20 protein-coding genes are annotated in these 21,144 nt (G+C 44.0%); 11 read left to right on the plus strand and 9 right to left on the minus strand.

Annotated elements, in window-relative coordinates; all coding sequences use genetic code 11:
* Positions 1 to 1,197: 1,197 nt before the first annotated feature.
* The gene (locus tag OCV29_RS22535) at positions 1,198 to 3,063 is read left to right on the plus strand and encodes a methyl-accepting chemotaxis protein (protein WP_073604972.1); all 1,866 of its coding nucleotides are present in this window, start codon (positions 1,198 to 1,200) and stop codon (positions 3,061 to 3,063) included.
* Positions 3,064 to 3,231: 168 nt separating this feature from the next.
* On the opposite strand, the gene OCV29_RS22540 is transcribed toward OCV29_RS22535, so the two are convergent.
* The 3 genes from OCV29_RS22540 to OCV29_RS22550 form a co-directional block, all read right to left on the minus strand.
* Positions 3,232 to 3,732: an RDD family protein gene (locus OCV29_RS22540; RefSeq protein WP_073604971.1), complete on the minus strand. Its 501-nt coding sequence runs from the start codon at positions 3,730 to 3,732 to the stop codon at positions 3,232 to 3,234.
* A gap of 257 nt (positions 3,733 to 3,989) precedes the next feature.
* Positions 3,990 to 4,571 (minus strand): class I SAM-dependent DNA methyltransferase, encoded by a 582-nt coding sequence (locus OCV29_RS22545; protein WP_073604978.1) that lies wholly within the window; start codon positions 4,569 to 4,571, stop codon positions 3,990 to 3,992.
* A 193-nt stretch (positions 4,572 to 4,764) separates the two neighbouring features.
* Entirely contained in the window at positions 4,765 to 5,295 is a 531-nt protein-coding gene (locus tag OCV29_RS22550) for a DUF3299 domain-containing protein (protein WP_073604970.1), read from the minus strand.
* A gap of 213 nt (positions 5,296 to 5,508) precedes the next feature.
* Here OCV29_RS22550 and OCV29_RS22555 point away from each other — a divergent pair, with 213 nt between their 5' ends.
* Together OCV29_RS22555 and OCV29_RS22560 are read left to right on the plus strand one after the other, a co-directional pair.
* Positions 5,509 to 6,990, plus strand: a complete 1,482-nt coding sequence (locus OCV29_RS22555; protein WP_245796939.1) for an alkaline phosphatase — start codon at positions 5,509 to 5,511, stop codon at positions 6,988 to 6,990.
* Between the two features lie 186 nt (positions 6,991 to 7,176).
* Positions 7,177 to 7,473 carry a putative quinol monooxygenase gene (locus OCV29_RS22560; protein ID WP_073604969.1) on the plus strand — a complete coding sequence of 99 codons (297 nt, stop codon included), beginning with the start codon at positions 7,177 to 7,179 and terminating at the stop codon, positions 7,471 to 7,473.
* Between the two features lie 111 nt (positions 7,474 to 7,584).
* Here OCV29_RS22560 and OCV29_RS22565 read toward each other — a convergent pair whose 3' ends face one another.
* Positions 7,585 to 8,568, minus strand: a complete 984-nt coding sequence (locus tag OCV29_RS22565) for a DMT family transporter (protein WP_073604968.1) — start codon at positions 8,566 to 8,568, stop codon at positions 7,585 to 7,587.
* A gap of 115 nt (positions 8,569 to 8,683) precedes the next feature.
* Here OCV29_RS22565 and OCV29_RS22570 point away from each other — a divergent pair, with 115 nt between their 5' ends.
* From OCV29_RS22570 to OCV29_RS22580, 3 genes are all read left to right on the plus strand, one after another.
* Positions 8,684 to 9,631, plus strand: coding sequence for a LysR family transcriptional regulator (locus OCV29_RS22570; RefSeq protein WP_073604967.1), 948 nt, complete (start codon positions 8,684 to 8,686; stop codon positions 9,629 to 9,631).
* 212 nt (positions 9,632 to 9,843) lie between these two features.
* Positions 9,844 to 11,277 carry a sodium:proton antiporter NhaD gene (gene nhaD / locus OCV29_RS22575; protein WP_073604976.1) on the plus strand — a complete coding sequence of 478 codons (1,434 nt, stop codon included), beginning with the start codon at positions 9,844 to 9,846 and terminating at the stop codon, positions 11,275 to 11,277.
* 144 nt (positions 11,278 to 11,421) lie between these two features.
* Complete coding sequence (locus OCV29_RS22580; RefSeq protein WP_073604966.1) at positions 11,422 to 12,066, plus strand: fumarylacetoacetate hydrolase family protein; 645 nt, start codon at positions 11,422 to 11,424, stop codon at positions 12,064 to 12,066.
* A gap of 80 nt (positions 12,067 to 12,146) precedes the next feature.
* Here OCV29_RS22580 and OCV29_RS22585 read toward each other — a convergent pair whose 3' ends face one another.
* The 4 genes from OCV29_RS22585 to OCV29_RS22600 form a co-directional block, all read right to left on the minus strand.
* Positions 12,147 to 13,448 (minus strand): YbhB/YbcL family Raf kinase inhibitor-like protein, encoded by a 1,302-nt coding sequence (locus OCV29_RS22585; protein WP_084193435.1) that lies wholly within the window; start codon positions 13,446 to 13,448, stop codon positions 12,147 to 12,149.
* Between the two features lie 269 nt (positions 13,449 to 13,717).
* Positions 13,718 to 14,059: an AzlD domain-containing protein gene (locus OCV29_RS22590; protein ID WP_073604964.1), complete on the minus strand. Its 342-nt coding sequence runs from the start codon at positions 14,057 to 14,059 to the stop codon at positions 13,718 to 13,720.
* On the minus strand, positions 14,059 to 14,772 hold the full coding sequence (locus OCV29_RS22595) for an AzlC family ABC transporter permease (RefSeq protein WP_073604963.1): 714 nt from the start codon (positions 14,770 to 14,772) through the stop codon (positions 14,059 to 14,061). Before OCV29_RS22595 ends, OCV29_RS22590 begins: the two co-directional genes overlap by 1 nt.
* Before the next feature lie 95 nt (positions 14,773 to 14,867).
* Positions 14,868 to 15,545, minus strand: coding sequence for a hypothetical protein (locus OCV29_RS22600; RefSeq protein ID WP_073604962.1), 678 nt, complete (start codon positions 15,543 to 15,545; stop codon positions 14,868 to 14,870).
* Positions 15,546 to 15,899: 354 nt separating this feature from the next.
* Here OCV29_RS22600 and OCV29_RS22605 point away from each other — a divergent pair, with 354 nt between their 5' ends.
* The 3 genes from OCV29_RS22605 (at position 15,900) to OCV29_RS22615 (ending at position 18,762) form a co-directional block, all read left to right on the plus strand.
* Positions 15,900 to 17,528 carry a methyl-accepting chemotaxis protein gene (locus OCV29_RS22605; protein WP_084193434.1) on the plus strand — a complete coding sequence of 543 codons (1,629 nt, stop codon included), beginning with the start codon at positions 15,900 to 15,902 and terminating at the stop codon, positions 17,526 to 17,528.
* A 150-nt stretch (positions 17,529 to 17,678) separates the two neighbouring features.
* On the plus strand, positions 17,679 to 18,185 hold the full coding sequence (locus OCV29_RS22610) for a YhfG family protein (protein ID WP_073604960.1): 507 nt from the start codon (positions 17,679 to 17,681) through the stop codon (positions 18,183 to 18,185).
* Positions 18,175 to 18,762 (plus strand): putative adenosine monophosphate-protein transferase Fic, encoded by a 588-nt coding sequence (locus OCV29_RS22615; RefSeq protein ID WP_073604959.1) that lies wholly within the window; start codon positions 18,175 to 18,177, stop codon positions 18,760 to 18,762. The genes OCV29_RS22610 and OCV29_RS22615 overlap by 11 nt, the downstream gene beginning before the upstream one ends.
* A 29-nt stretch (positions 18,763 to 18,791) precedes the next feature.
* Here OCV29_RS22615 and OCV29_RS22620 read toward each other — a convergent pair whose 3' ends face one another.
* Positions 18,792 to 19,349, minus strand: a complete 558-nt coding sequence (locus tag OCV29_RS22620; RefSeq protein ID WP_073604958.1) for a histidine phosphatase family protein — start codon at positions 19,347 to 19,349, stop codon at positions 18,792 to 18,794.
* A gap of 935 nt (positions 19,350 to 20,284) precedes the next feature.
* On the opposite strand from OCV29_RS22620, the gene OCV29_RS22625 reads away from it, so the two are divergent.
* Positions 20,285 to 20,479, plus strand: a complete 195-nt coding sequence (locus OCV29_RS22625) for a TA system antitoxin ParD family protein (protein WP_073604957.1) — start codon at positions 20,285 to 20,287, stop codon at positions 20,477 to 20,479.
* A 359-nt stretch (positions 20,480 to 20,838) separates the two neighbouring features.
* Positions 20,839 to 21,132, plus strand: a complete 294-nt coding sequence (locus OCV29_RS22630) for a PQ-loop repeat-containing protein (protein ID WP_084193433.1) — start codon at positions 20,839 to 20,841, stop codon at positions 21,130 to 21,132.
* The last annotated feature ends 12 nt before the right edge of the window (positions 21,133 to 21,144 follow it).

Below are 21,144 nucleotides of genomic sequence, written 5' to 3' on the forward strand. Positions count from 1 at the left end.
AATTAGGTTAAATGAATAAAGCTATTATTTATAAAATAATCAATTTATTTAAATCTTAAATATCATACAACTATAATCACAAAACTATTATTAATACATAAAACCATGGAGCAAATACTCTAAAAAACAAACCGTTATTGATATTAATATATAATAATTTGGGAGCTATTTTTGAAGAAAAACACATTGTTCAAAAGACAGGGTTTTGATTTTTTATCCTTAAAAATCAAAATGATAATAAATAATGTGTCTTAAAAAAAAACAGAGTTTAATGAAAATCCAATCCATTTCCCTGAAAAATATGGGATCATGAAAAATGATTAAATTACTAAAATTTATTGCTCATAATATGACTTACGCTTTATTTATAACCCATAAAATTGATATTAATATCACTACTAACACAATCCTGACATGATAATATGCACTATCAGTCATATATTGAATAGAAATTATTCTCAATGATTCGGATGTGAACAGAATCAGGCCGTTAACTATGGCTGTTGTGAACCCTGTCATGAGTTAAAAAATTGTATCCACTTGTCTGGAGCCAGATCGGTAAGCTTTCAATATAATTAAAAAATGGTGTCACAGGTAAATGTCAATACAGGATAAAAAGCAGGAACACACTGATGTATGCAAAATATTATCCTGAATGAATTCCTGACTATCTGTATATTATGCCGATATAATTGATCCAATCGAACCAGGCTTAAATATATAAAGCCACATACACTGAATTCAATACTAATAACATTGAATGGTTCTTCTTGTTAATTCACAATGAAAAAAAAGTTATATCTACCAGTCGATGGCGCATTTATTTTTATCATCAAACAGACAAAAAACTTTAATATTAATTACAAAATTATCGGATGCGATCAAAATATTAATTTAGATAAATAACTCTAATTATAATATTAATAATATACGACTTGCTGAGATCAAATATATACCCAAGCTATCTGAAAATGCATGTCACCTGAAACTGGATGTTCAGACCACATCAAGCAGCATTGCGGAAAAACCATTCTGTGAACTACTTCTTGTTACCATTGTTTTTATCAAAAACTACAATTGCACAAAACCCCGCGCAACCATATGATAAACATATATATTTACCCAGTATTATTCACAAAATAGAATAACAATAAGAATAATTATTGACAAATCAGTAGACACAGAAGGACGTACACTATGATTAAGAAGTTGAATATTTTTACAATTGCCGTTTCCTTTGTACTCATGGCGTTAGTCATTGCTCTTGGTTATTTTTATCTTGAAGGATGGAAGAACCAGCGAACCGTGAACAACGATACTCAGTCAAAACAGATGTTACTTACGCTGCTGGACTATGCAGAATCACAGGCCACTCATCAGGCTGAAGAAGTCGCTTCTCAAATGGCGGATGGGTTTGACTCATTTTCTGATGAAACCCTGAAATACAAAATCAGGCTGATAGAAAAAGCCAACCCGATGTTCTCTTATGCGTTCTTTGCTTTCCCGGATGGCCGGGTGCTGAAAAGTGATGGTTACATTCATGGCTTTAATGCCAAAAAATCGCAGCGGGAATATTATGTCAGAGGGTTTGGGCATGCAGAAAGCGGATTTGTCACCCAACCCTATAAAAACGCCAGTGGCGGCACTTCTGTCGGGATTGTTGCTGCGGTTCAGAAAAGCAACAAGATTTCAGCACTGTTAGTGATCATCATTGATCCCCTTTCCCTGATGCCGGAAACGGGGAATACGTTTGTGATGAGCCAGCCTAATGGTGATGTATATCTGGCAGATGGTGCAGTGAAAGCGTGGATTGGCAAAAACATCTTTGAAATTAAGCCTGATTTTAAACAGATCAGTGTCGGCGATAAGCCATTTATGCATCAGAGCCCTGACGGTGAGTGGTTCAGTGTCACGAAAAATACTTTGGAAAACGGTAATATTTTCTGGAACCTGACGAATCAGGAAGAAGCAGTGCATTTATCTGACGCCATCCTTTACAGTATTTTACTGATCTCCGTTTTTTATATGTCAGCGAATGCAATCGTTCTCTTTATCGCCCTGAGAAGAGAGCTCAGGCATATGCCTCAAACAGTTTCCGTGATTCATGATATGTCTCAGGGGGATTTTTCAGCCAAAGCTATCCCTTCTTCCGCTAACGAGCTGGACATCATCAACGAAGCGGTGGATACCCTGCAAAACGAGATATCCAAGATTGTCCGGGTTTCTGAACAGAGTATGGATGAACTGGCGCAGAATCAGCGTAATATTACAGAGATTGTGCAGCGCAACCTGCAGCATTGTGATCAGGAACTCTCTGCTGTTGAACAGGTGGCGACAGCGGCTACGGAATTGTCTTCGACAGCGGCAGATGTGGCAATGAATGCTTCGCATGCCGAAGAAGCGACATCCGGTGCCATGGATGTGATTACCGCCAGTTCAGAGACGCTTAAACGCTCTGAAGATATTACACAGCAGGTCCGGACCTCCATGCTTGAGTCAACCGGTACGGTGAACGAATTACGGATTCATTCAGAGAAAATCAGCCAGGTGATTGAAGTGATTAATTCAATTTCTGAGCAAACCAACCTGCTGGCCCTGAATGCAGCCATTGAAGCAGCCCGTGCGGGAAGCTATGGACGTGGCTTTGCGGTAGTCGCCGATGAGGTCAGAGCACTTGCGGCAAAAACACAACAGTCCACGGTCGATATTCAGAACATTATCCAGCAGTTACAGGCGCAATCCAGAAAAGCGGATGAGTCGATGCAACAAAACTCCGGGTTGATGGAAGAAGCCAATGCCATCTCTGATGAATTATCAGCGGCCTTCCAGAGCATTGCTGAGAAAATCGCAACAGTCTCCGAAATCAATACGCTGGTCGCGACGGCATCCGAAGAACAAAGCTCAGTGACACAGGACATTTCAAAACAAATCGAAGATATCAGCCATATTGTTCATATCAATCAGGAAGATACGACTAAAACATCTCAGTTTAATAATGATATCTCACAGCTGACACAACAACTGGCAAATGAGTTGTCATTCTTCCGGATGAAGCAGGGATAAGCCAAAACATCCTATTGAACAGTGAGTGGAAGGATATTGAAAAAATAGTGAAAGAATATTGAAACAATAGTCAAATCAACCCGGCTCAGTCTGGCGACGGAGCCGGTAATTCGACTGACTACAGAACGGGATTCCGGTCTGAATCGTGTCACCAGAGTAACGGGGAAGTTATTGAGCGTTGACCTTTTCCTCTGGTGTTTTCTCTGTGACCTCATGGAACTGAACCGCCTCAACACCCCGGTCAGCCGGCCGGACCACGACTGTTCTTGCTATCAGATCATGCCAGCCCTGCTTTTTGCTGTTAAATGCAACCCAAATAAAACCAAGGCAAAGAGGAAAGGCGCTGATGTAGTAGGCAAAATAACGCAAAACAGACCGGGGAACCGATAAGGGTTCTCCGGTTTTTGCATCCAGAACCTGTAATTTTAATGCCATTTTACCGGGGGTCGCAGAGCGGTAAACCCAGAATGCCACCGTTGCCGCCAGCGGGAAAATCCAGTTCAGTAAAATATTCCAGACACTGAAAAAAGGAACCCCGCTACTGAAAGAGAAACCGCTATAAGCCCAGCGCAACAAAGGCGCACTGATTAATAAAAACAGAAATGTATCAATACATGTCGCGCCAAACCGTACCCAGAAACCGGCATATTCTAAGGTTTTTTCTTTCATTACCATTCCTTACCTGAAGCCTGCCTTCAGGAATCCGCTGCAACGAGTCGCCTGAAAGACTGAATGGCGGTTAGACAACAGAGACAGGGAAATAGTTGCCCGGCAGGAGCGAATGAATGGCCAGAGTCCGGATGCTCCTGCGTGGAAAGAAAAATACCCGGCAAACCGGGTATTTTGACAAGGGATGATTTTTCAGCATGAAAAATCATCAAAAAAGCGGAATAATGAAGCCGTACACGCCGGCACTGCCAGCCTGATTATTTGGTTGCGATTCCCATCATCACCGAGATTTGTTTATGCCCGCAAGTGATTTTAAAAACCCTTGATACATGCACATCCGCAAAACCAGCCTGAATCAGTTCATCCTGCATTTCTACCATACCGACACCGGATGCCCGGTCTTCATCATCAGAAATAAAATCCCAGTGAACAAACTGTCCGCCTTGATCTAACAGCGAATAAGCCACCGTCAAAGACTCCGCCAAATGTGGCAGCCAGCCACATACAGAACACGCAACAATCAGGTCAAACTGTTTCCGGAATGCCGGATGTTGTGCCACCAGTCCGCGGGTTAACGAGTCAACCACAGGTTCAACATTCACCAGCTCTTTTTTATCCAGTTCTTCAATCATGGACTCAGAAGCATCCAAGGCAACAATTGACTTTGCATGAGGAGAAATGAACTGGCTCAATAATCCGGTACCACAGCCAAAATCCAGCACATGGCAGCCTTCCGGAGACACTTTCTTCATCAATTCAGCAAAGGCTTTTTCTGCAAACTCAATGTTCGATTCGTCTTTTTCCCATGTGATTGCGAGTTGATCCCAACCCTCTGCCATTCTGACCTCCATCCAACTTCATTCATTCGGGTATGCCATCAAGAATAAACCAAAACAACCTTTCCTTCATAGAGTTACCTGATACCTGTATCAAGAATTGCTTCACATATCGCAACAAATTCACGGAAAAGCCTGCAATCGCTCAGCAAACAGGCAATTCTGGTCAATCAAGCCCTTGATGAGCAGAGCAGAATTACAACTCAGACTGGTAATCTTCCAGTTGATTCCCATACAGTACATACGCCGCCTCTCCCAAATCAAGGTTGACGGTTTCCGTTTTCAGGTATCCCACCACATTCACAATATCCCACAACTTTTTGATGGGAGCGCCATCTTTAAATTTCACATAAATAATCTGATTGGGTGGCGGCGGCGGCACGTGGATACAGGCACCGAGAAATGGCACCAGCAAAAATTCTGTCACGGATTTATCATCGCCTTCCAGCGGAATCACAAATCCGGGAATTTTAATCAGCCGGTTATTCAGCTCATGACGTACACTGCCAATTTTCATCTGAGGCGGCGTATCGTCATCATGATCAACCGGTGTATCATCGACCACCGGCACCTGCATACGCTCTTTTTCAGGGATCAAATCTTCCCAGTTCAGCGCCATGACTTCGGACTGTGTTTCTTTGGCTGCGATCGCCCATCCTGCGTTGTATAAACTACTGATCAGACAGACCAGCAAACATACCCATTGTACTTTTTTAAATTGCTTCATTCAGACACTCCAAGACGTATGACTTTGGCCATTTTTCATTAATTGTTATGTTATAACATGCTGAAAATAATAATAAAAAATTGTTACAAACATGAAAGCTTCATCATTTTTTCATAAATAATTCATATAAATAACAGTTAATAAGTGAGAATTATTTACAGATTTCCAAGCATTGATAGCGGAAATCAAAAGACAATAAAACGGAGAATTTCTGTGAAACGTAATATCCTGTTAGCGAGTGGTATTTTAGCGTCTCTTGCTGGTTGTACAGCCAACCATTCTTATGTTGATGCCCCACAAAAAAATGATGCGTGGTTTGTGGAAGCGCAACAACAAATCGCCAAAGCAAAAGCGAATAAGCCCATTGATAAACCAGCAAAAAACGTTATTTTGTTTGTCGGTGACGGCATGAGTATCGGCACAATCACAGCCGCCCGGATTTTTGAAGGACAACGCCGGGGCATGATGGGAGAAGAGTATAAACTCGCCTTTGAACAAATGCCTTATGTGGCTTTATCCAAAACATATAATACAGATGCGCAAACACCTGATTCAGCAGGTACAGCCTCTGCCATGGTGACCGGAGTCAAAACCAAGCAAGGCGTGATCAGTATTAATGACAATGTCCAGCGCGGATTCTGCAATACCCAAAAGGGAAATGAAGCTAAAACTGCCTGGGAAATGGCGGCTGAGAAAGGCCTGTCAGTGGGCGTCGTTTCAACGGCCCGTATCACGCACGCAACACCGGCAACCGCTTATGCACACAGTGCAGACCGGAACTGGGAAGATGATGCGAAGCTTCCAAACATTGCTAAAAATCAGGGTTGTGTGGATATTGCAAGCCAGCTGATTTCATTTAACGATGGCAAAGGTTTGGATGTTGTGCTTGGTGGCGGCCGCCGTGAATTCATTCCCAAAACAACCATCGACCCTGAAGGCAAGAAAGGGAAACGGAAAGATGGCCGTAATCTGATTGAAGAGTGGCAGGCCATGCATCCGGACGGTGCTTATGTTTATGACAAAGCCGGTTTCGATGCCATTGCGCCAAACACGAAAAAAGTCTTTGGTCTGTTTGAAAGCAGCCATATGAAATATGAAGCCGACCGCCGTGATGGTGAACCTTCTCTGGCAGAAATGACCTCAAAAGCAATTGATGTGCTGTCACAAAATAAAGACGGATATATCCTGATGGTTGAAGCTGGCCGGATTGACCACGCGCACCATGCCGGCAATGCAGCCCGTGCTCTGGCAGATACCGTCGCTTATGATGATGCGATTAAAGCTGCGCTGGATAAAACAAATGCGAAAGATACGCTGATTATCGTAACTGCTGACCATGCGCATACGTTGATTTCAAATGGTTATGCGGACCGTGGTAATCCGATTCTTGGTTTATCGAAGAAAAACGGTAAATACAGCAAAGATAAATATGGCAAACATTATACAACTCTGGCTTACGGTAATGGTCCGGGTGCAGTGAAAAAAGCCGCGGGTTCACGCCATAATCCGACTCAGGAAGAAGTCCTGAAGCTGGATTACAAGCAACAGTCGCTGATCAAACTGGATTCTGAAACACACTCAGGTGAAGATGTCGCTATCTTTGCCCGCGGACCAGAAGCTTACCTGTTCCAGGGCGCTGTTGAGCAGAATTACATTTTCCATGTCATGAATGAAGCACTCGGACTGACGAAGTAACTGTCCGAAATACCAGCTCACATCATATCAGACCGCCCGCATCATACCGGGCGGTTTTTTGTTTTATTTATCTGAATATCCCAGGGGATGAAACTTGCTCCCTGTTTCTCTTAGCGTTAGAGTGCATGACTCAGATCAGTAATCAGTTGAATATCTATCTCAAATCATAGAAGGAAAAGAATCACCATGTCTCAATTCTGTTTAATTGCTGAAATTCAGGCACATCAAGGTAAAGCCGAAGCCATTGAAGCCCAGCTGAAAATACTTGTTGAAGCATCAAGAAAAGAAGAAGGATGTGTCGCTTACGAATTATACCGGGATGAAACGAAAGCGGATTTGTTCATTATGCGGGAAATTTGGGCATCGGAGCAGGTACTGGAGCAACATCAGCAAACCGCACACTTCCAAAACTTTGTCGCTGTTGCTGAAAAAGAAAATTTAATGGCCTCTCTGGTTGCCAGACCATTAACGCTGGTCGTCTGATGAATACCAATTCCACTGATTTTCTCATCAGGTATTTGATGTGATTGGTATAAGGCACTTTGGTAAAAGCCTTCCGATATAAGCCTGCCGCAGGCAGGCTTTTACTTTGCTCTACGCTGCGGACGCCCCGGCCATATTGTCAGTCTCTTGTGCAATTGCTTTTCGCTTCGCGTTGACCTTACTCAGCACCTGAATACTGATTGCAGACAAAACCACCATTGCCATTCCTGCAAGGCTCAGCCAGTCTGCAGATGCTGCATGAATCACATCCGGCCACCAGTTCATGAAAACACAAAGGCCAATCATCAAAAATGTAACCACGGGAGTCATCGCAATCACTGAACTGACCTGAACAGTTTCCCAGTAGCGCAGTGCCTGAGCAAAAGCACCATAAGCGATGATTGTGTTCAGACAGCAGAAAAGCACAATCATCATATCTTCTGCGGATAACCGGGTTAACCCCGCCGGTGAAGTAAAAGGTAACATGACAACCATCGCAAACAGATAGATAAACAACAGGATATTGGATGAGTCCAGCCGGCTGAATAAAGACTTCTGGACTAACGCATAACAGCACCACGACAGTGAAGAAACCAGAATGATCAGCATGCCTGTGATTAATGTGGCTGTTTCCTGCTCAGCGCCCCCTTCAACCACCGGATGGAAAAAGATCACCAGTCCGGCAAACAGACAGGCGAAACAAAACCACTGCATCCGGGAAATATATTCTTTAAAGACAATCAGCCCGCCCAAAGATAAAAACAGCGGAGAAACCTGCATGCATAACTGGCTGGCTTCGGGGGTCAGGTATACCAGGCTCCAGGCATAACAGGTGTAGTTGATAATCAAGAAAGTTGCAGCCAGCGCCAGCCTCAGCCACTCTTTTTTTGATAACCCCTGAAACTGAATCAGCTTGTTCTTACGCTGTTGCAACAGAAGCACAATGACACCTGCGACCATAAAACGAAACCAGGTTAACGTCACCGGGTCAGTAAAATCAGCCGTCAGTTTTAATGCAATCGCCAACATTCCCCAAAATAACGCAGTGGTACAACTGAAAAATAAACCATAAATAAATCCGCGAGATGCATTCACAACCGGCTCCTGATTTCCTGATACGCTCTAACTGATACCTCTATCATGCAGTTCTCTTTTTTGATTATCCAATGCATAATATTCCTAACTATTATGCATTAACCGGGATTTAGTCATGTTATCAGCGGAGTTACAACACTTAGATATGAAATCATTGATGGGGCTGCTCTATCTGCTGGAAGAAAGAAACGTCGGGCGGGCAGCAAACCGGCTGTTTCTCAGCCAGTCCGCCATGAGCCGGTTACTGCAGCGACTCCGTGACGCATTTCATGATCCGCTATTTATCCGGACATCAAAAGGCATGATCCCGACCGCCAAAGCAACAGCTCTGGAACGTCCCATCCGGGTGATGATCGAAAATATGGCCGGTCTGACCTCACCTCAGCGTTTTTCTCCGGAAAACACAGACCGGACTTTTCGTCTGCAAACCACACACTACCAGGCACAGGCTTACGTCCCTTTTATCGCATCTCAGTTTTATCAGCATGCGAGACATGCGTCACTTGAAACCAGTACAGTGACAGAAACCAGCCTGCTGCACACCACAGATAATCATGCCGATGTGGTGTTATGCAGTGAATATATTCAGTTACCGGGCTCTTATGAACGCCAGTTACTGGGGCATGAAAAGTTTGGCTGTATTATGTCGGCCACCCACCCGCTGGCACAACAATCTTCGATTACACTGGATGACTATCTGAATTATCACCATATTCTGGTCAATATCGGCGGCAGCTCGCGGATTTACATGAATGATGCCCTTGCCGAGCGGGTCCGGGAGCGTCATTTTACTTTCCGGACCCCTTATTTTCTGGCAGCACTGGCAACGGTCGGAAGAACGGACCTGCTGCTGAGTTCCAGCCGGTTACTTGCAGAGCGGTTTCAGGAACAATTTAATCTGGTCATCCATGATCTGCCCTTTGAATTTCCCGACCCACGCTATTACATCTGCTGGCCAAAAGCCATGGCCGAAGATCCCGGCGGACGCTGGTTCCGTCACTTGTGTGGTGATGTTGTCCGGAATAACATACCCTATCCGTCATCTGACGATAAAACTGAGTGAGGAAAATAAGGTTTACATGCATAAAAATATAAATCAAGTGAATGATTCATCAAATTTATTGTTCTATTGATTCTGCTAGTTCTGTTTTTTTATATGTCAATATTGATGCCTTTTGTTTCATAAAAAACGATAAATTTCTTGATTTAACTCACATTGCTATTCAGATGGGACTATTAGACTGAGATCACTCTTTCTATATGGATGTTGCCATGATGTTCAAATTTCTGTCTTGTTTTTTGATGTTTTTCTTTTTTTTCCCGTCTTCTGTCTTTGCGTCAACAGAATCTGGTGTTCCCCAGTTAACTTCTTCTCCGATTGGTTATTCGTGCCTGATTTTATTTATTGTTGCATATGCAATTGTCATGTTGGAAGAGCTGGTCAAACTCAGAAAGTCCAAACCCGTTCTTCTGGCGGCGGGACTTATCTGGGCGATTATCGGCTACGTTTATCAACAATACGGAGAAATGGAAGTCGCTAAACAGGCTTTCGAACATAACTTACTGGAATACTCAGAACTCTTGTTGTTCCTGCTCGTCGCGATGACCTACATCAATGCCATGGAAGAGCGTCGCCTGTTTGATTCAATGAGATCCTGGATGGTCAGTAAAGGCTTTGGTTACCGGCCGCTCTACTGGATAACCGGGCTGCTGGCTTTCTTTATTTCTCCTGTTGCAGATAACCTGACAACGGCACTGCTGATGTGCGCCATCATCATGAAAGTGGGCGAAGACAACCGAAAATTTATTAATCTCTGCTGTATTAATATTGTCATTGCTGCCAATGCCGGTGGCGCATTCAGCCCATTTGGGGATATCACCACCCTGATGGTCTGGCAGGCTGAAAAAACATCATTCTTCCAGTTCTTCGACCTGTTCCTGCCGTCCGCGGTCAACTACTTCGTCCCTGCGATCATCATGTTCTTCTTCCTGCCCAAAGGTGTACCGGAGTCGACTGCGGAGCATGTTTCAGCCAAAAGAGGCGCAAAAAGAATCATTGCCCTGTTCTTACTGACGATTTGCACTGCGGTCAGCTTCCACACTGCATTCGGATTCCCGCCGGTTGTCGGTATGATGATGGGGCTTGGATATCTTCAGATGTTCGGCTTCTTCCTGCGTAAAACATTCAATGGTTATGTCGAGAAGAAAACAGCCCAGGCGAAAGCAAATAATGATGAAGCGACACTGAAAAGACTGGGTTCTGTCGTCCCGTTCGATGTCTTCCAGCGTATCTCCCATGCCGAATGGGATACCCTGCTGTTCTTTTATGGTGTCGTCATGTGTGTCGGTGGCCTGAGCCTGCTTGGTTATCTTGAGCTGGTGTCTCACTGCCTTTATACCCAGTGGGATCCACTATGGGCAAACTCATTCATCGGTATTCTTTCTGCAATCGTCGACAACATTCCGGTGATGTATGCTGTGCTGACCATGGATCCTGTCATGCCAACAGGTCACTGGCTGCTGGTCACGCTCACTGCGGGTGTCGGGGGAAGCCTGCTATCAATTGGTTCAGCTGCCGGTGTCGCTCTGATGGGCGCAGCGCGTGGCCGTTATACATTCCTGAGTCACCTGAAATGGACACCCGTGATTTTACTGGGTTACATCGCCAGTATCGCAGTACACATGTGGCTGAACTACGACCTTTTCTGAATCAGGCTGATGGATCACATACGATAAATCCGTTTCTGCTTCAAAAACCGACTTTGACTGGCCACTCTGGTCAGACAAAGTCTTGGTTATCTCCCCGAATCAGTTAAACTAATCGCACCACTCGACACAATCAAGGATGACGACATGAATACGGTTCGTCTGGGAAACCGAAAATGGACACCCGGTAAAGTGCTCTGCGTCGGGCGCAATTATCTGGAGCATATTCAGGAGTTAAACAATGCCGTTCCGGAAGAAATGGTGGTATTTCATAAGCCCAACAGCAGCATCACAGACCAGCTTGTTTCTTTTCATCATCAGGAACCATTGCACTACGAAGCCGAAATCTCTTTTTTGATCAAAGATCAGCAGTTCCATGCCGTCGGGCTGGGACTGGATTTGACGAAACGGACACTGCAATCATACCTGAAGAAAAAGGGGCTCCCCTGGGAACGGGCGAAAGCATTTGACGATTCCGCTGTTTTCAGCCGGTTTATCCCGCTCAAAGGCATGGATATCACTTCATTGAGTTTCGAATTATTTATTAACTGTGTCCGGGTCCAGTATGGCACTGTCCGGCAAATGATTTACGCTCCGGAAACTATTCTTGATGAACTGAAAACATATACAACATTATGTGATGGCGATATCGTCATGACCGGAACGCCCAAGGGCGTGGGCATGATTCAGGATGGGGATATATTTCTGGCCCGTTTGAAAAGCGGAGAAAAAACACTAATTGAAACCGAATGGGTTGCCAGCCCGCCCAATGCACAATTCAGCCTTTTATAAGGATGTAAATCACAATCGAAGTGTTGATGACGATTTCATCCGTCATCAACATCGTATACTCACTATTTAAACCACCATCATTATGGCTTCACTTTGGTCTTGCCTTTCTTTTTCGACGGGGCTTTATCTTGCTCAGGTGCGACACGAAAGACACCCATCAGGGTCGTTTTATCCAGAATATAGGCCTGATACGCTGATTCAAACATGCTGCGGGTAATCCCGTTTTGTCCCAAAATATTGGCTGAAATGTCAGGCATTCCATAGCCGAGAGCATAAAGCGTAAAACTATAGGCATGATTAGTTTTTGAACATGGCCCAAAGTAACCATCGAGATTTTCTGTCGCCCCCAAACTGCTGACAACGGCGTTCTCATTTAACATCCGCACACCACCGGGAATATTCACCACACTCCAGTGTGGGCATGAATCAGAATGGATGCCACACGGCGCAATTTCATCATCCATAATCAGGGCAAATTTTTCTGTATTAACCGGGGCATTGCTCCAGACAAATGCAGGAGGCTGGTTATATCCGCCGACATCCGTACAGGAGAAACGGGACGGAATCACACCGCCATTTTCAAAATTCCGCGAGTACAACGACAAGTGAGAATCATCGGCAGCATCAGAGGATAAGTTGGACACGTGCCCTTTGGGATCTTTCAATAAACTCATCAACCGGATGTTTTCTTTCGATGACACCGATAACCGCCATTTGCCGGAACCATTACCAAGCCCGGAAGATAAATCAATATTACTGCCTTTTTCCAGCTCTTCGGCAGTAATTTCAGCGATGTGTTGGGCAGTAACCGACAAGATCACCGGCCCGAATGACCGGCCTTTGTCATCTTTGCCGGTAATTTTTACCGTTGCTCTTTTGTTATCGACATTATAAACACGCAGAACACTGATTTGATTTTTGTTAGAACCCGGATTAAAAAACGGCACGTCAAACTGCCCGTCTTTACTTTTAACAATATCATGCAGGCTGATCACCAAACCATCTCCGGTACGCTCGTAGCTGTTCACCCTGAAATTCAGATCACTGTTTAAAACCAGACGCCAGTTTTCTGTTCCCGGGCCAATACCTTTTTCCAGTCCTTTGGCTTTATTCCCTTCTTCAATATCTTCAGAATTCAGCGTAATGGTTTGCTGTGGTTTAATTGTCAGTGTGACTGTGTGCGTCTTTTTACCTTTATGATCCATACCGTACAACCAAATGCTGCCGGGCGTCTGAGACAAATTGGTCACCCGGATGAACCCCTGACGAAACTTGTCTGCAGCGTGGGCCAGATACCAGACATTCTGTTCAACAGCCCCCACCCGGCAAGGCAGGACGAAAAATAACAATAGACAAAAGGCGCTAAACAACCTGAATTTCATAATCAAACCTTTCAAAAATCCGCGATAGCAAATTTTTTGTAAAAACGGCCAAAATCTGGCAAAAAATAAAACAAATCAACAAAATATGACAAAAAAAGCCAGAATCATTTCTGGCTTACGGACTGATTTCAGATACAAAATAACGATATCCGTGATCAGTACTTTTCCTCACGTGATCAGTACTTTTCCTCAAAAGCAACAATACCGGCATCCGGAGGCCGCCTGAGTTCACTCCCGAACGGTCAGAATAACCTGAAACCATATTTTAATCATCCGGGCAGATGAAAATTAACGTCAGGTAACACCCATAAATGCAATACTAAAAACACAGCCATACTGCTGACCGTGGTAAACAGTACATTTTTTGTTTTCCACGCAATCATACCAGCCAGAAGCGCTCCCCACAGATACGGATTGTGCCAGTTTATCCATAACTTCTGGGCCGGCATAAAAACGATCGGAGCCCAGATCACACTTAAAACAGCAGGACCGGAATAACTTAAAAAACGCTGCAATCCAGCCCCGGGCTTGAGGGGAATACCCGGCGCAAGAAACAAATACCTGCTGAGAAAAACAACACAAGCCAGAATAATAATTTCTGCCATGACCATTAGCAACCTCCACGGCATCTGTCTGTCGTATAACCTGCGACCATGGCACACAAACTGGCGATCACCAGACTCCCTTCCACCTGAAATGCATTCAGCACAATGGACATGAGCAATGCAACAAACACGGTGACAAATACAGGTAACGACGTCACCTGGGGAATCACAATCGCAATAAAGGTCGCCGCAATAGCGAAGTCAAGCCCCAGTGAATTCAGGTCTGGTATCATATGACCGGCAATCAGCCCCGCAAGCGTGGCAAGATTCCAGATAAGATAAAAACTCAGCCCGGCGCCGAGGGCATACCAGCGATTAAACGCTTTCTGCTCCCGTTGATTCATGACAGCAAACAACTCATCTGTCAGTAAAAAACCCAGAACAACCCGCCAGCGAAGCGGTAGCGGGCTGATGCGGTCACGCATCGACATACTATACAAAAGGTGACGGGAAGTAATAAATACAATCGTAATCAGCAGCGACAGTAATCCGGCTCCGGCACTGAACATCCCAATTGAAACCAACTGGGCAGAACCAGCAAACATAATGGCCGACAGTGCCTGTCCCTGCAATGGGGACAAGCCTGAATCCAGCGCATAAGAACCTGCTAAAATCCCCCAGGGAAGCACCGCAATGCTCAATGGCATCATTGCAATCGCTCCTTTGATAAACAGATTCCAGGCGGAACGGGGTTGAATACTCTCTGTTGTCATGTCCATGATGACTCCATTTCCGGGTTATATCATTCATATCCCCAGACTACTTCAATCCAACAAAAATAATTGTACAAAATTGCCATGACAACACTGAAACATCAAATTCTGTTTTCAGATTCATGACACTGAGGTGGCGCATAAGTTGCCGCATAAGTCACCAGTAAAGCAGTCATCAACTGCACATCGGCAGATTGACTTTCATCCATCCAGACATAATCTGCCTGCGATAACCCGCCTAAATAGACCGATAAATGCAATTCAGCCACAACATTATCATCCAGTGTGACGGTATATACCTCGCCGGAGGTGTTGCTGAGTTCATCTTTATCCAGCCCGAACCACTGGGTTCCGAAGCGGATTCGGGTTGGGTCGTCAAAGGTCCATACTTTGTTTCCCATATGGATTTTTCCTTTAAAGTCAAATAGCTTTATCATGCCATCATTCAAAAAAGACAGCAGATCCCAGCCACAGGCCTGTCGATACCCGATTGAAGCAGAATGATGTGCAGAATCCCGAACCTTTAGCGAAACCTTTTGCAGAGAATCATCGGACAACATGTCGCCCAATATCCGGATGCCGTGGGCATTGACCCAGTCTTTTTCTACGGAGCCATGATACTGACCAAAGCGAATATCACGCCCCGGCATGTAACCCTGACGTCCTTCCATCGTATAACGTGGTGTGTTTTTCAAATATTCGGCTTCAGAATCAGCCGGGTTAACCGTACAGCCACTCAACAGTAAAAGTGACGCCAGCCAGCAGATATAATATTTCATCAATCATATTCCAGGATAAAAAACATAGTTCGATAAGCATTATAAGGAGGAATGGCCATACTCATCAAGTGGCAATTGCTTTGTGTGACCCTCAATGACAGATAAATTATCCCGGTATCTATTGATTACCAATGAATATACCCGGTGGTTTGTCTCAAATTCAGGAACAAATTTCATCATGTTACAATTTAATTTGAATCGTCTTTGATGAAAGAGATTATTGTCGTAAAAAACATTTTTTTGCCCCCATTTCCAGCATTTGTTATTTGACTGGTTTCATTCTGTTCATTACTTTTACATTAATATTAATAATTATATAAACAATTTCCGGCTTAAAATTTCCAGAGGAAACACATGATGTGGAAAAGTCTGAAATTCAGATATCAAATTGGGATACCATTACTCCTGATGACATTAATATTAATTGGTGTCAGTACATTTAATCTATTAGGAATAAAAGACTTAGAGGATAATATCAAACTTTTCTCATCCTCTTTAATGCCAGCCCAAAGCAGCGTTTTAAATGCAGACCGGGATTTATATCAGGCTTTGGAAGCACAGCAGGATATCCTGATTTCAGGAGAGAAAGTTCTTCAGGATGCCAAAACACGCTTCGATGAGAATGCACAGCAAGTCTTTGATCGAATGCATCAATATCTCGACAAAACGGCAATGTTCCCCGAAATTCGCTCTGAATTCTCTGACTTTGACCGTCAGTTTAATCAATGGAGAAACAGAGCATCACGTTTATTTACTCTGGTCCAGTCTGGTAAAAAAGAGGAAGCAATTCAGGAATATCTGGCGCTGAAAAAAGATTTCTCTGTTATCAGGGATCAATTAGACAATGCGGGTGAATTAGTCGGCAAAATTGCCGGAGAAAAGAAAGCGCATGCCATATCACTGGCTGTTGAACGGGAGGAGTGGAATATCATATTTGGTGTTCTTTCCGTGGTTATTGGTGCTGTTTTTGTTTATCTGATTCCCAAATTTATTTCAGATTCACTGCATGCCATTCAGGAAAAAATTAAAGATATTTCTCAGGGAGAAGGTGATTTGGTGACCCGGTTGCCGGCCGAAGGTGATAATGAGCTCTCCATGCTCGAACGCAGTGTTAATATGTTGCTCGAACAACTGCAGCTTCTGATCAAAAATGCGGTCCAGAATGTGTCTGAACTCAATCGTGAAAATACCGGTTTAAACCAGCTGATTCAGAAAACCGGCGGCATTTCACATAGTCAGGTACATCATCTGGAGGTGTTATTTGAATCATTTGAACAGATTAATCAGGCTGTCAGGGAAATCTCAACCAATGCGCAGAATACCTCTTCTCAAAGCGAAGATGCAAAAAATGCAGCCGCATCCGGTATGTCACTGGTTGATCAAAATCAGGGAATGAATTCTGAGCTGGCTCAGCATTTCCAGAGTGCCAGAGATAAAATTGAGTCACTGGCAGAAGATACTGAGCAAATCACATCGGTTCTGGATGTGATTCGCGGGATCGCCGATCAAACGAATCTGCTGGCGCTTAACGCTGCCATTGAAGCGGCCCGTGCCGGTGAACAGGGACGTGGGTTTGCAGTGGTTGCCGATGAGGTGCGCACACTGGCAAAAAGAACTCAGGATTCAACTGAAGATATACAGTCAATGATCTCACGTCTGATTCAGGGCGTTCAGGAAACCCAGCAGGCTATGCAAGCCGGCAGCGGCCTGATGGGGGAATCGGTGCAAATGGCAGATACCATGCATAATGCATTTAAAGAAATTGAACAACTGATCTCCGTCGTTCAGGACATGAATATTCAAATTGCCGCCGCAACAGAAGAGCAAAGCTCTGTCATCGAAGATGTGAATGGCAGAATGCATGACCTGAAAGCGAAAACGGATGAAGCCAATACGATTTCTGAAACGGTGTCAGCCTCCAGCCATCATGTGTCGGACATTGCCCGACAGCTGGCAAACAGTATGGGGAAATTTAAAGTTTAACTATCTTATCAGTGTTTTTTCCGGTCAGGCCACGTTTTATCGTGGCCTGATTTTATCCGGTATATACCAAAGAACAGTGGTCATATGTTTTTGCGTGTTGCGAAATATGATATACATTTAATTCTATACATAGCCGTACCGGAGAGACCTGTGAAGTATGAATTTGAAATATTGGCGGCACTTATCCAGTATAAATATCCAAATATAAAACTCATCGCCAATGCAACCGGCATTTCAGAAAGGAAGGTACAATCTGTCATTCATACTTTAACAACGGAGCTGGGTCTGGGGATTGAGAAAGTCACAGAAAAAGCGGCTGACGATCCAATCAGCTATCTGCACGTCCGATCATGGGGTATTTTCGAGTCAGGCAATGCGCTGAAAAAACAGCTCATCTCACTCGATCTTGTCAAAGCAAAATCAGCCCGGCTCGAAACCATGAAAAAACGCAAAACTGCACTCGGTTCATTCCCGGAAAAAAAAGCGTATTCAGATGCTGTCAAAGTGCAGAATTATCAGGAAAGTATGCGGCTGGAAGGCATACATCCCGCATCTTTCAGTCCGGAGCAGGATAAACAACAACTCAAAAGAAAAAGAGAAGCGCTGATCAAACTCTACACGACAAAAGCTCAGGAGCAATTACGTCATGTCGGATAAATATGGTGCCGGGGATGACCCTTATTGCTATCCCGGAACACGGGTGCTGAAAAATAAACTCTCAATTCAGCAGGCCAGCCTGCTTGAAGAGGCTGAGCGGGATCTGAGTTGTGTGGCAGCCGCATCCATTGACTTTGCTGAACCGCCTTATGATTTAAGTTATCTGTGTGAAATACACACCCGTTTATTTGAGGACCTGTACGACTGGGCTGGTGAACTGAGACGGGTTGATATCACCAAAGGCACCACCCGGTTCTGTAACATGTCATTTGTTGAAAAGCAGGCAAATCAGCTGTTTTCTGCATTGGCAAAAGAGCACTATCTGGCTGATCTGAGCTATGACCGCTTTATTGACAGGCTGGCTTTTTATTATTGTGAACTCAACATGATTCATCCCTTTCGTGAAGGAAACGGCAGAGCACAACGGGTTTTGTTTGAACATCTGACAATCAATGCGGGCTTTAAAATTTCTTTTGAGACAGTCAATGCCGGGGAGTGGATAGAAGCCAATATTCGCGGTGTCGACTGTGATTACTCCAAAATGAAGTCAATCCTGAATATTTGCATTTCGTACTGAATAAATCTCCCTTCCCCCCCAGAGCGGGTTTATACCGTATCCTGAACTGAGACAACAGCCTGAAGGGAGAAAACTTTGAACTCACCACATCCAATCCCATCTTTCTGATAACCAAGCACACTTTCCAGTACATTAAAGTGAGCAACCACAATCACTTTTTTACAATCCTTGTATCGCTGTAAAACCTTCAGAGCCCGGCTTCTCAAATCCACTGCGGATTCGTATAACGCATCCGGCTGAGTGCCACCAGACTTTATCCCTGACCGGTATTCCTGCCAGCGACGGTCTCTTTCGCTTAAATCAATATATCCACCAGCCAGATCTGCCCGCCATTCCCTGAGATCATGTTCAACAAACAATGGCAGCCCCAGAGGTCTGTTGAGAATTTCAGCAGTTTGAAGTGCCCGGGTATAAGGGGATGAAATCATGAGATCAGCACCGGCAAATACCGCCTTCTGTGACTGAGAGCAAATGAATGGGATACAATCGCGGGTAAGTGGCGCATAATCCTTTTCGAGCTGAGTCATCTGCCGCTGGTCTGCCAGCGTATAATCCGGTGTTCCATGCCGGACAAAAACAATTTCCATCGATATGCCATCATATTTATTACACTGATATGCCTGTAACTTACTGAATAAAAGAATAAAGTCAACGCAAAGCTCAGGATTCTCCTGATATCTCCGCCAGTGATTCTTCCGGATACAATGGTTTGACGGTATTGACATAACTGTGTACGGCCTGATTGCGTCCGGTTATATAAATAATCGCCAAAAACCATAGTAATAAACAATGCGATTACAGGAATAAAATTCAGTCGTTTCATTTTCTTTCCCGTACTTAGTCGGTAGAGAGTTATCCCGGATCCGTTGAGCATATATACCCAAGTGACCTCAAGATGCAGGATTCAGAGCTTCATCAACAGGTTCAGTTCAAGGAAAATAACCGAAGGAATGATGACGCCTTTCAAGGTTGTTTGACGCAGAAATGAACCTGTTGATGAGCTCCCGAAGGGCGAGATTGATTGGCTCCTGTCCTGCGTTACTGATTTTCAACGTAGAATGACTATGTTTGCCCCCTTTTCTTATAAAGGAGGTGTGCCTTGCTCAGAAACCAATCAATGCTCGCTGAATATGCATCTTGAGGTCACTTGGGTATAGCGGCAAATTTTTTGGGAATATGACTCATCAAGTCACAAATATAGTATAGGTAACGAATCTGAACTTGTTGCACAGGAAAACAAATGCACCACAACGAAGTGAACTTTGTCTTCTCTGGTTCTTTATTAAAACATATCATACTGTAAATAATTACAGGATTCATGATAAACAGTGATCAGCTTCTGGATCCTGGCACAAATATGCAAGACTTCTTTGCAGCATTTAAGTTACTATTTGACCATCGTTTATGACATGATGTCACTTGCTGATCATACAAATAATGAACCGTATGATTTATGAAGAAATAAACAAAATAATAAAAATCAGGTCAACCACGACAAAACGCTGTCACGGAGGGACACGATATGGCAACAAGTATTTGGTTAGATAATAATCTGGTAGAAAATGCCAGAGCAATAGGTCAGTCACAGTCCAGATCTGCGGCGAAACAAATTGAGCACTGGGTATATATCGGCCGTATGATGGAAGAGAATCCGAACTTACTTAAGACATTGATCAGGCAGACAGATAAAGAAATTCATCAACCGGATACCGAGTAATTCGGGTCATTTCATACCTTTTTGTCACTGACAATTTTGTTTTGTTCCTGAACCCAGAGAGACACCGTCAAGCCATGTAATTAAACATGGATTTCCAAACATTCCTCAGCCAAAGCATGTTGCTCACCCGGCGTGTCATCGGCAAGTACCACCGCAGCTCAATGCCGCGTCCTTTTCAAATAAAAATGATTCATCAGATGAAAACCAAAGCGTGAATCCTTTATCTCATTCTGGTATATTGTTCTGTTTCCCAAACCAAAATCTGTCATTTATGTGGCAAATATCCAAAATACCTGCAATAGCTGTTTCTGAATAGGCACCAGTTGGGGGAACGGGTATATTTATGAAAAGGAGTCTGAGTGACTATTATCGACATTATTGGCTATATCCCGGCGATCATTTTTCCGGTAGCAACCCTTTCCCAGCTTTTTCATCTGCTTAAAACAAAATCTGCCGATGGCGTCTCTCTGATCACATGGATTGCCTTCGCAACAGGTAATGTTTCGCTCTATATTTACACCGAGAAATATAATGAGTTACAAACAATTGCCGGATTACTGTTAACCGCAATTTTGCAGATTGCCATTGTCGTATTGATACTCAAATACCGGAGGCCCAAACCAGTCCGGGTGTCAGAGAAAAAATCTGATTGAACAGTGCTTGTC

The sequence above is a fragment of the Vibrio aerogenes genome, assembly GCF_024346755.1.
GTDB lineage: Bacteria > Pseudomonadota > Gammaproteobacteria > Enterobacterales > Vibrionaceae > Vibrio > Vibrio aerogenes.

Coding starts and splice junctions, on each gene's coding strand:
- OCV29_RS22535 (WP_073604972.1), top strand. CDS start 1,198: ATGATTAAGAAGTTGAATATTTTTACAATTGCCGTTTCCTTTGTACTC.
- OCV29_RS22540 (WP_073604971.1), bottom strand. CDS start 3,732: ATGAAAGAAAAAACCTTAGAATATGCCGGTTTCTGGGTACGGTTTGGC.
- OCV29_RS22545 (WP_073604978.1), bottom strand. CDS start 4,571: ATGGCAGAGGGTTGGGATCAACTCGCAATCACATGGGAAAAAGACGAA.
- OCV29_RS22550 (WP_073604970.1), bottom strand. CDS start 5,295: ATGAAGCAATTTAAAAAAGTACAATGGGTATGTTTGCTGGTCTGTCTG.
- OCV29_RS22560 (WP_073604969.1), top strand. CDS start 7,177: ATGTCTCAATTCTGTTTAATTGCTGAAATTCAGGCACATCAAGGTAAA.
- OCV29_RS22570 (WP_073604967.1), top strand. CDS start 8,684: ATGTTATCAGCGGAGTTACAACACTTAGATATGAAATCATTGATGGGG.
- nhaD (WP_073604976.1), top strand. CDS start 9,844: ATGTTCAAATTTCTGTCTTGTTTTTTGATGTTTTTCTTTTTTTTCCCG.
- OCV29_RS22580 (WP_073604966.1), top strand. CDS start 11,422: ATGAATACGGTTCGTCTGGGAAACCGAAAATGGACACCCGGTAAAGTG.
- OCV29_RS22585 (WP_084193435.1), bottom strand. CDS start 13,448: ATGAAATTCAGGTTGTTTAGCGCCTTTTGTCTATTGTTATTTTTCGTC.
- OCV29_RS22590 (WP_073604964.1), bottom strand. CDS start 14,059: ATGGTCATGGCAGAAATTATTATTCTGGCTTGTGTTGTTTTTCTCAGC.
- OCV29_RS22595 (WP_073604963.1), bottom strand. CDS start 14,772: ATGGACATGACAACAGAGAGTATTCAACCCCGTTCCGCCTGGAATCTG.
- OCV29_RS22600 (WP_073604962.1), bottom strand. CDS start 15,545: ATGAAATATTATATCTGCTGGCTGGCGTCACTTTTACTGTTGAGTGGC.
- OCV29_RS22605 (WP_084193434.1), top strand. CDS start 15,900: ATGATGTGGAAAAGTCTGAAATTCAGATATCAAATTGGGATACCATTA.
- OCV29_RS22615 (WP_073604959.1), top strand. CDS start 18,175: ATGTCGGATAAATATGGTGCCGGGGATGACCCTTATTGCTATCCCGGA.
- OCV29_RS22620 (WP_073604958.1), bottom strand. CDS start 19,349: ATGGAAATTGTTTTTGTCCGGCATGGAACACCGGATTATACGCTGGCA.
- OCV29_RS22625 (WP_073604957.1), top strand. CDS start 20,285: ATGGCAACAAGTATTTGGTTAGATAATAATCTGGTAGAAAATGCCAGA.